Origin of the sequence: Facilibium subflavum, assembly GCF_003574485.1 — a bacterium.
GTDB lineage: Bacteria > Pseudomonadota > Gammaproteobacteria > Francisellales > Francisellaceae > Facilibium > Facilibium subflavum.
In genome coordinates this window covers 1-8,494 of record NZ_QLIT01000260.1, presented here as the reverse complement: position 1 = coordinate 8,494, position 8,494 = coordinate 1, and the positions used below count along the sequence as shown (strand labels likewise).

Annotated in this window: 9 protein-coding genes and 2 pseudogenes; 7 read left to right on the top strand and 4 right to left on the bottom strand. The window is 36.9% G+C overall.

Annotated elements, in window-relative coordinates; all coding sequences use genetic code 11:
• Positions 1 to 106: 106 nt before the first annotated feature.
• Positions 107 to 847 (top strand): annotated as a pseudogene (locus tag DNK84_RS12860) (aldo/keto reductase); the annotation flags it as partial.
• Positions 848 to 859: 12 nt separating this feature from the next.
• On the opposite strand, the gene DNK84_RS12855 reads toward DNK84_RS12860, so the two are convergent.
• The gene (locus DNK84_RS12855; RefSeq protein ID WP_119344880.1) at positions 860 to 1,249 is read right to left on the bottom strand and encodes a carboxymuconolactone decarboxylase family protein; all 390 of its coding nucleotides are present in this window, start codon (positions 1,247 to 1,249) and stop codon (positions 860 to 862) included.
• A gap of 196 nt (positions 1,250 to 1,445) precedes the next feature.
• Between DNK84_RS12855 and DNK84_RS12850 the strand changes: the two genes are divergently transcribed.
• From DNK84_RS12850 to DNK84_RS12830, 5 genes are read left to right on the top strand one after another with little or no spacing between them, the layout of a single operon-like run.
• On the top strand, positions 1,446 to 2,252 hold the full coding sequence (locus tag DNK84_RS12850; RefSeq protein WP_119344879.1) for a lysophospholipid acyltransferase family protein: 807 nt from the start codon (positions 1,446 to 1,448) through the stop codon (positions 2,250 to 2,252).
• Positions 2,239 to 2,499: a phosphopantetheine-binding protein gene (locus DNK84_RS12845; RefSeq protein ID WP_119344878.1), complete on the top strand. Its 261-nt coding sequence runs from the start codon at positions 2,239 to 2,241 to the stop codon at positions 2,497 to 2,499. Before DNK84_RS12850 ends, DNK84_RS12845 begins: the two co-directional genes overlap by 14 nt.
• 2 nt (positions 2,500 to 2,501) lie before the next feature.
• Entirely contained in the window at positions 2,502 to 2,774 is a 273-nt protein-coding gene (locus tag DNK84_RS12840; protein ID WP_119344877.1) for an acyl carrier protein, read from the top strand.
• Positions 2,761 to 3,348, top strand: coding sequence for a COG4648 family protein (locus DNK84_RS12835; protein ID WP_119344876.1), 588 nt, complete (start codon positions 2,761 to 2,763; stop codon positions 3,346 to 3,348). The genes DNK84_RS12840 and DNK84_RS12835 overlap by 14 nt, the downstream gene beginning before the upstream one ends.
• Positions 3,338 to 4,678, top strand: a complete 1,341-nt coding sequence (locus DNK84_RS12830; protein WP_119344875.1) for an AMP-binding protein — start codon at positions 3,338 to 3,340, stop codon at positions 4,676 to 4,678. Before DNK84_RS12835 ends, DNK84_RS12830 begins: the two co-directional genes overlap by 11 nt.
• A gap of 13 nt (positions 4,679 to 4,691) precedes the next feature.
• On the opposite strand, the gene DNK84_RS12825 is transcribed toward DNK84_RS12830, so the two are convergent.
• The 3 genes from DNK84_RS12825 to DNK84_RS12815 form a co-directional block, all read right to left on the bottom strand.
• Positions 4,692 to 5,951 carry an MFS transporter gene (locus DNK84_RS12825; RefSeq protein WP_162902461.1) on the bottom strand — a complete coding sequence of 420 codons (1,260 nt, stop codon included), beginning with the start codon at positions 5,949 to 5,951 and terminating at the stop codon, positions 4,692 to 4,694.
• A gap of 178 nt (positions 5,952 to 6,129) precedes the next feature.
• Entirely contained in the window at positions 6,130 to 7,158 is a 1,029-nt protein-coding gene (locus DNK84_RS12820; protein WP_119344873.1) for a YeiH family protein, read from the bottom strand.
• 93 nt (positions 7,159 to 7,251) lie between these two features.
• Complete coding sequence (locus DNK84_RS12815) at positions 7,252 to 8,130, bottom strand: LysR substrate-binding domain-containing protein (protein ID WP_119344872.1); 879 nt, start codon at positions 8,128 to 8,130, stop codon at positions 7,252 to 7,254.
• Between the two features lie 180 nt (positions 8,131 to 8,310).
• Here DNK84_RS12815 and DNK84_RS12810 point away from each other — a divergent pair.
• A pseudogene (locus DNK84_RS12810) lies at positions 8,311 to 8,494 on the top strand (IS982 family transposase); the annotation flags it as partial.

Genomic DNA, 8,494 nt, shown 5'->3' with positions numbered 1-8,494 from the left:
GGCAGAGAATGTTGTTGGCTTAAGCGGGTAATTGATTTTATTGTTGCGGTTTTGGTGACTAATGTTTAACTTGGGGTCGGGAAGTTATTTTGTGCGCTTCCCTAAAGCAGTCGATGCAAGCCTTAAGCGACTGCAAACTGATTACATTGATCTGTATCAGTTACATTGGCCGACAAATCGCCCTAACTATCATTTTGCAAACTGGTGGGACTTTGAACCGGCGCAAGGCAAGAAAGCCAAGCAGATTATAAATGAAAATATATTAGAGACACTCAACGCGTGTGATAAGTTAATCAAGGCGGGAAAAATACGCCATATTGGCTTATCAGACGATTCTGCCTGGGGAATTAAACAGTTTTGTGATATTGCTGAGAAACACCAGCTGCCACGAATTGTCAGCATTCAAAATGAATACAACTTAATGCGCCGCCGAGATGAAACCGATGTTATGGAAGCTTGCGCACTTGAAGAAGTCGCTTATTTATCCTGGTCTCCACTTAATATGGGAATCATAAGCGGTAAATACCTCAGCCAACACCCACCTGCTAAAGCACGCTTTTCGCCAGAGATTATGGGTGATCAAGCAAAGAACTATATGACGCGACTCACCCCCATGGTACAAAAAGCTGTTGCTCAATATATCGAGGTTGCCAAAACACACCAGCTTGATATATGTCAGATGGCAATTGCATTTACCCTAAGAAAGCCTTATATGACTGCTTCTATCATGGGTGCTACTGATATGAAACAGCTAAAAAATAATATCAACGCAACTGATGTAACCTTAACAGATGAAATACTTGCAGATATTGAAAAAGTCAGAAGACAGTATCCTGTGCCGTTTTAACTTACTTCTCCTTTAACGATTGTGGCTTTTAACTTCTGTTTCAAAAACCTGTTTTGCAACAAATAATGCATTAGACACTCTGGCAAAACCACTATAACAAACCGTCTGCAATATTGCTTCAATGCATTCATTTTTTGTTGCACCACAGTTTATTGCAGCTTCTAAATGGGCCTTTAACTGCAAACTCATATCGCCTAAAGCAGCACATAAAGCAATAACAATCAATTCTCTATCTTTTAATGAAAGATAAGGACGATTGAAAATTTGTCCAAATGAGAAACCCATTGTCATATCAACATATTCAGGACAAATTTCACTTAATGCTGTCATTAACTGCTTGGCACTATGTTTGCCATGCAACGTTTGAAAAAGTTCCATTCCTGTATTTTTGCTGGTAGTCATTATTACTCCATAAAAAATTTTTTGTTAAACACTGTGTTTATTCTACAGAGAATATACAACATGATAATCCGGCTATTTTGGAAAACACTGTTTCAAGAATAATAACAAAACGATAAAAGTCCTTTTCTTTGGCTTTTATTTCATGAATAATGTGCGACTATAATTTAAGTTCAAGAAGCGATCTAAACAAATAGTTATGTTGAATAAACTTTGCTACCGCATCAACTATATCTGGCGTATTTTAGCCACAGGAATTGCCTTTAGCCTGTTTTTCCTAGGTGGCGCGGTTTTAGGCTATATAATCATCCCAATAATACAGCTGGTTATGAAGCTTACAGGTCAGAAAAAGTCGACTAAAAAGGTTATTCAACGCTTGATTCATTATGCTTTTCGCACTTTTATTTTCTTATTATCAGGTTTTGGTCTGATGTCTTTTCGATTTATCGGTATAGACAAACTAAAGCAGGATAAAGGTTGTTTGTTTATTGCAAATCATCCAACCTTGATCGACTATGTTGCCATTGTTTCAAAACTGCCAACCTGTGATAACATCGTTAAAAATTCGCTTTGGCAAAACAAATATGTACGCAATGTTATCTCAAGTGCTGGCTACATCCCAAATATCGATCCAGAGCAGACATTTGATGCAATTAAATCAACGCTTCAAAAAGGCAATAACCTTTTAATGTTCCCCGAAGGAACACGAACCGTGCCAGGGCAGCCTATCTCACTTAAGCGCGGTGCAGCGCAAATTGCCATACGCGCTAATGCGCCAATTCGTATTATTCATCTAAGTTGTCAGCCAAACACGCTAGCTAAAAATGAAAAATGGTATAAAATAGCACCAGTAAAACCGCGGTTTACATTGAAGGTTGGCCAGTTAATCGATCCTAATACAATCTTACAGGAAACAGGGCTGCCTTCTATTGCTGCAAGAAAGCTGACAAGAGTACTTCAAAAACAATTAGAAAAAAAGGTTATACAAAACGATGCAAACACTTGAATTAGAACTAAAAAAATTGATTATTGACGTTTTAAACTTGGAAGATTTAACGCCAGATGACATTGACAGCAATGCCCCTTTATTCGGTGATGAGCTTGGACTTGATTCAATCGATGCACTAGAGCTAGGTGTCACGATCAAAAAACATTATAATCTCTCACTGGATGCTGATGATAAATCAACACACAAACATTTTGAATCTGTCGCCTCACTGGCAAAATTCATCAGTGAAAACAAAAAGGATTAACCATGACGAGCAAGACAAAAAATGAAATTCTTAATGAGCTTAAAAATATTTTCCATGAGCTTTTTGAACTAAACCCGCATGATGTAACCTTAGAAGCAAGGCTTTATGAAGATTTAGACCTTGACAGCATCGATGCGGTGGATTTAATCGTACACCTGCAATCCAAAACAGACAAAAAATTCAAACCTGAGGAATTTAAGTCAGTCAAAACGGTTGCAGATGTCGTGGATTTAATCGAACAAGAACTTAGCAATAAGAAAAATGAAGCGCAATAAACTGCTGGTGCCACTTATCGGTACTTTACTGATACTTTACCCATTTATTGTTTATTTTGGGATTAGCTGGTTCTCCATAAAATGGCTTGGCTTGGTTATTTTACTGATATTTTCTATCCGTTTATATATGGTAAATGCCATCCCCAGCAAGACTTTTTCCAGGTTTGGATTGGGTGTTATGGTGATCATAGCCATTGTACTTGTCCTTATAAGCCTTATAAGCAGCAACCCACTTTTTCTAAAGCTCTACCCAGTCTTAATGAACCTTGGTTTTTTTATCCTGTTTGCAAGTTCTTTATTAACAGAAAAAAACATGATCTTACGCTTTGCAATGCTTGCAAAGAAAAGCGCTCTGCCGCCAGAAGCGGTTAATTATACTAAAAAAGTCACAATCATCTGGTGCTGTTTTTTCATTATAAATGGCATGATTGCACTTTATACAAGTCTTTTTAGCAGCATTCAAACCTGGACGCTTTATAATGGGTTTATCGCTTATCTTTTAATGGCCTTGTTGATGATTATTGAAATCCTGGTTCGCCATACCTTGCATCACAAGAGTAACCATGATGCTTAGTATCAATGATTTTTTTTCTTATAATGATGACTATGAACAAAAAATCGTATTTTTCTCAGATACTACAACACTGAGCAAAAAAGCATTTATTGCACAGATAAATGCACTGGGAAATTACTTTAAAAGCCTAAAAGCGGTACGATTTGCTTTGGCGGTTGATCAAAGTGATCAATTCACCATCGCATTATTTGCGCTTATTGCCGCTGGGAAAACGGCTATTTTATTACCTGACAAGCAACCTGGCACGCTTAACACATTAAAAGCTGAATACGATATTTTAATCGATGATTACTGGCTTGCCAGCCACCAACCTCTGTATACAACACAGACTGATATTCTTGACAACATCAAAGCATATCAAGATAAATTAAATATCATACTGTTTAGCTCAGGTTCAACAGGCCAACCCAAAAAAATTAAGAAATCACTGGCTTACTTATATAATGAAGTCCAAGCTTTACAATATTTATTTGGTAGCTTGGTGCAATCACATCCAACTTATAGTAGCGTTTCACATCAGCATTTATATGGCTTAGTGTTTTATATTCTCTGGCCACTTTTCAGTGCCCGAAGTGTTTGTATCCAAACAATTTTTTATCCTGAACAGTTGTTTAAGAAGCTTCAACAAAACACACCATTGGTATTGATCAGTAACCCTACGTTACTGGCAAGGCTTGATTGCAATGAAAATCTTTCAGAAAGAATAATTTGTTTCTCTGCTGGCAGCCTGTTAAAACCACATATCGCACAGGAGCTTTATCAAAACCTTACATTGACACCTTATGAAATTTTAGGCAGCAGTGAAACAGGAATTATTGCCTGGCGCTGCCAAACTCATGCTGAGAACTGGCGTTGTTTTGATGAAGTTGAATTAATTCATAATAACAAAGACCTGTTAACCGTTCGTGCCCCATTTTTTCCAGAAGGCAGTGTCCAAAGCGGTGATTATATTCAACAGCATGATCATAAAACTTTTACCTTATTGGGACGTGCTGATCGCATTGTCAAAATTGAAGGGAAACGTCTTGCACTTAATTACCTGGAAGCTATCTTAAGCCAACATCCCTGGATAAGTGAATGTTATGCCATCTCATTGGCAACAACCCGGCAATATATCGGTGTTGTCATCGTATTAAATCAAGATGGTCTTAAAGCTTATAACAGCTATTCCAGACTGCAAATCAATCGAGAATTCAAAAACCATTTAAGTCAATACTTTGAAGCAACCCTGCTACCAAAATCCTTTCGCTATGTTCATGCACTGCCAGTTAACCGGCAAGGGAAAATACAAAAAGAGCAAATAAAACGGTTATTTTTTGTAAGAGATTAATGGAAGGACTTAATCAACTTTCCATGACAAATGCCTTTCTCGCCTTTGCTTCGGGATTGTCTATCTGCGATTTTTTCACGACGATAAGGCTGATGAAAAACACACAAAATAGCAAAATAGCTGCAATTAAATACATCGTTGTCACCTGCACCAAATTTCCTTTAAACGTTATTAATAGATAAGCGATAAGCACAAAAAACCCTGAAACTGCGTTTACTAAAGATTGAAGTCTGCCTTGAAAATGAATTAAAGTCATCTTTTGTGATTCAGATAAGGTTAATGCCCAGCTAGATAATGAGATTCCTAATATAAAATAAGCAATGATAGACATAGTGAACACCTGGCTAAAAGATATAATCATTAAAGAAGAAGCCATTAAGAATATAAGCACTAAAATCATTTTTCTATAGCCAAAGTTTTTATGACAAACCGGAATAAAAAGACAGCCAATAAGTATTCCCAGGGAGTAAATTGCCTCAAATGCGGCAAATATATCAGTACCACCTTGCAATATTTCTTTCACATAGGGGACAAGTAGCACAGGAACCGTCATAATAATAGTCATGATAAGGATTTGTATCACATAGATGCCCAGAAGATCTCCTGCCCTACAAAGGTAGTTTAATGCATGAGTAAAACGCATATTTGATGATGATTGCGGTACTTGCTTATTCGCGCTTTCCTGGTTAAAAGGCAGATAAAACATAACAAGCCCAGCGCAGCAAAAAATCAAGCCACCAATCAATAAAGTACCATTAATGCCAAATGCTATAATCAATATCCCACTGATACCCATCCCTGAAACTGTACCAATTTCATATAACATATCAATCGTTGCGTTTGCCTCAACAAACCGCGCTTGTGGGATAATTTTTGTAATTAAGGGAATTATCGCAGGCATATAAAAAGCAACAAACACGCCTAATATAATAGCTAAATAGAAAATGCTAACCACTATTTTCAATATAAACAATGTGCCAAATAAGCAAATGCTTATACCACGAACCAATAAAGACAACATCACAAGGTGCTTTTTATTATATCGATCAGCACAGCTCCCATAAAGTGGTGATAGTGCTATTCCTGGCAGCCATATGAGAAGCATCATAATCGCAACACCCGTAATTGAATGATATAAACTATAGGCATACCATGACGCTGAAATATAGACAAGACCATTAGCAAACGTTGCTAAAAAACCACTGATACAAACCAGTGAAAAATTAATATCTTTAAAAAGTGTTATCTTGTTATGAAAAAATTTGTATAGCACAGATATTCCATTAAACCACCTCATCCTTAAAAAGCATTATAGCGCCAGTTAGCGACTAAAGAAATGTGCGCTTACCTGCTAAGGCTATGCTCTTTCATTTTTGTATGTTATTTCAAGAGTTTCTCATTAATTCTGCCTGGTTGGTTGGTACAGCAATATTCTATGATAAGGGCAGAAATCAACACACAAGATGCGTAATAACCAAGCCACCTAAAATCAACCAGGCAAATAAAACCAATGAAAGTAATGCAGGTTTGATACCTGCTTGTTTAAATTTTGAAATGTGGGTTTCAATACCTAAAGCAGTCATCGCCATAGTCAGCATAAATTGATCTACTTTTAAAATCCCATTAACAAGCGCATGTGGCAATAGGTCAAATGAATTAAAGCCAGCAACAGCAATAAAACCAACAGCAAACCAAGGAATAATAACTTTAATCTGATGTGTACTACCGCCTTTTTTTGCGGCTAAACGCTTAGTTTGATAAGCAATCCAAAGCCCAACGATAATTAACAGTGGGGCAATCATCATCACACGAATCATTTTAACCGTCACTGCAATCACTTCAGCACTGTGACTAACTGCATCTCCGGCTGCGACTACTTGAGCAACCTCATGGATACTGGCCCCGGTATAAATGGCATAAGCGGTGTCATTCAAGCCTAAAATCCCACTTTTCATCAAAATAGGATATAAAAACATGGCAATCGTGCCAAATATTACTACGGTACCAACAGCCATAGCCGCTTTATACGGCTCTGACTTAATCGCGGATTCCGCTGCTAAAACGGCAGCTGCCCCACAAACAGAGCTACCTGCAGAGATTAAAATTGCGCTGTCTCTGTCTAAACCAAAAACCTTTTGTCCTAATACTATGCCAAGAATAAAAGTTGTGCTTAACATCAATATTGATGCCAATAAACCTGGGACCCCAACTGACTCAATAAGCTGAAATGAAAGGTTAAATCCAAATAATATAATCGCAATACGTAAAACGCGTTTGGCAGAGAAAATTACACCACTTGACCAGCGAAGTGGCGCTTTTTTCTTAAGTGTATGCGCATAAACAAGGCCAAGTAGTATACCAATAATTAATGGGCTGATACCAATGCTTTTAATCTCAGGAATCATCGCGATTGCATAGGCAATTGCTGAGATAATCATTACCTTAATAATACCGGCTAAAAAGCCTATTCTCTCTTTCATAAAATACAACTTTTTCTTTTGTGTTGCAGCCACTATAGCAAAGTATAGTTATAAGCTATATTTAATTATTTTAATTGAAAACATAATTTAAATTTATCTATTTTCCTGACAGACCCAATCGATCCATTCCTCAACGATAAAAGGTGTATGTTGGCGTTTATTTTGTAATATAAAAAGATCTCGTGTTAATTGAATATCATGACATACCAGCCGATGAAATCCCATGTTTTGACTATATGCATGGCAAGAAATACAGCCAATTGCATTACTATTTTTAACCGCAGATTTAATCGCGGAGCTACTGCCAAGCTCAAGGAAAATATTGATATTATGATTAACAAGCGGCAAAAATTTCTGTTCAAAAATCTGCCTTGACCCTGAGCCTTCTTCACGAATAATAAATGGATATTTCTTAAGTTCATCAACCTGAACCGTCTTGTTGATAGCTAAAGGATGATCTGCTTTAACAAATAAAATAAGTTCATCTGTTTTAAACGGGTAAACGTTAATACTACTGTGCAAACAATTGCCTTCAATAAAACCAATATCAGATTCATAATGCGCAATTTGCTCAATAACACCCGCAGTATTGGCAATTTTCAATAACAACTCAACTTTTGGGTACTTTTCTTTAAAACCTGCCATTAGTGCTGGCAAGATATAGTTTCCAATCGTTGTGCTTGCTGATATTTTGATAATACCTTTAACTTCCTCATCATCAGCAAAAGTCTGCTCTAGTGCATTAATTCTCTCTAACAAAGTCAATACAATAGGATAAATTTTTTCCCCATTGCTATTTAAAACAATGCGCCGATCGATACGATCAAAGAGTTTAACTTGTAATGTTTTTTCTAACATCCCCAACGAAGCGCTCACCGCCGGCTGCGTTAGATTAAGGATTTGAGATGCCTTGGTAATACTTCCTTGTTGAGCAATCGTGGCAAAGATTCTAAGCTGTTTTGTTGATAGCATCTAGTTGATTTTGGCTTTTTACAGGTAACCTCAATACTAGCACAGCTTTTATATTTTTAACGTGAGTTCGATATAAAAGATTAAAAAGCATGCATAAATATACTGTGATGAGGTTGAAATTTTTTTCTCCAAAAGGTATTTCTGGAGCTGAAAACAAAAAACCAACCTCATGGAGGTGTTATGCTAGAACTTATCTTCTGTTTTGTCGATGATTTTTGCAAAGAATTTATGCCAGCCTGGCAACAAAACTTAATTGAAACACAGCAGCGTAAGCGCTACCGTAAAACAACGATGAGCGACAGCGAAGTGATGACAATTATGATATTATTCCACCAAAGTCACTATCGCAAATACAATCATTTTT

Bases quoted from the DNA above. Each gene is read 5' to 3' on its own strand.
- DNK84_RS12855 (WP_119344880.1), bottom strand. From the start codon at position 1,249: ATGACTACCAGCAAAAATACAGGAATGGAACTTTTTCAAACGTTGCAT.
- DNK84_RS12850 (WP_119344879.1), top strand. From the start codon at position 1,446: ATGTTGAATAAACTTTGCTACCGCATCAACTATATCTGGCGTATTTTA.
- DNK84_RS12845 (WP_119344878.1), top strand. From the start codon at position 2,239: ATGCAAACACTTGAATTAGAACTAAAAAAATTGATTATTGACGTTTTA.
- DNK84_RS12840 (WP_119344877.1), top strand. From the start codon at position 2,502: ATGACGAGCAAGACAAAAAATGAAATTCTTAATGAGCTTAAAAATATT.
- DNK84_RS12835 (WP_119344876.1), top strand. From the start codon at position 2,761: ATGAAGCGCAATAAACTGCTGGTGCCACTTATCGGTACTTTACTGATA.
- DNK84_RS12830 (WP_119344875.1), top strand. From the start codon at position 3,338: ATGATGCTTAGTATCAATGATTTTTTTTCTTATAATGATGACTATGAA.
- DNK84_RS12820 (WP_119344873.1), bottom strand. From the start codon at position 7,158: ATGAAAGAGAGAATAGGCTTTTTAGCCGGTATTATTAAGGTAATGATT.
- DNK84_RS12815 (WP_119344872.1), bottom strand. From the start codon at position 8,130: ATGCTATCAACAAAACAGCTTAGAATCTTTGCCACGATTGCTCAACAA.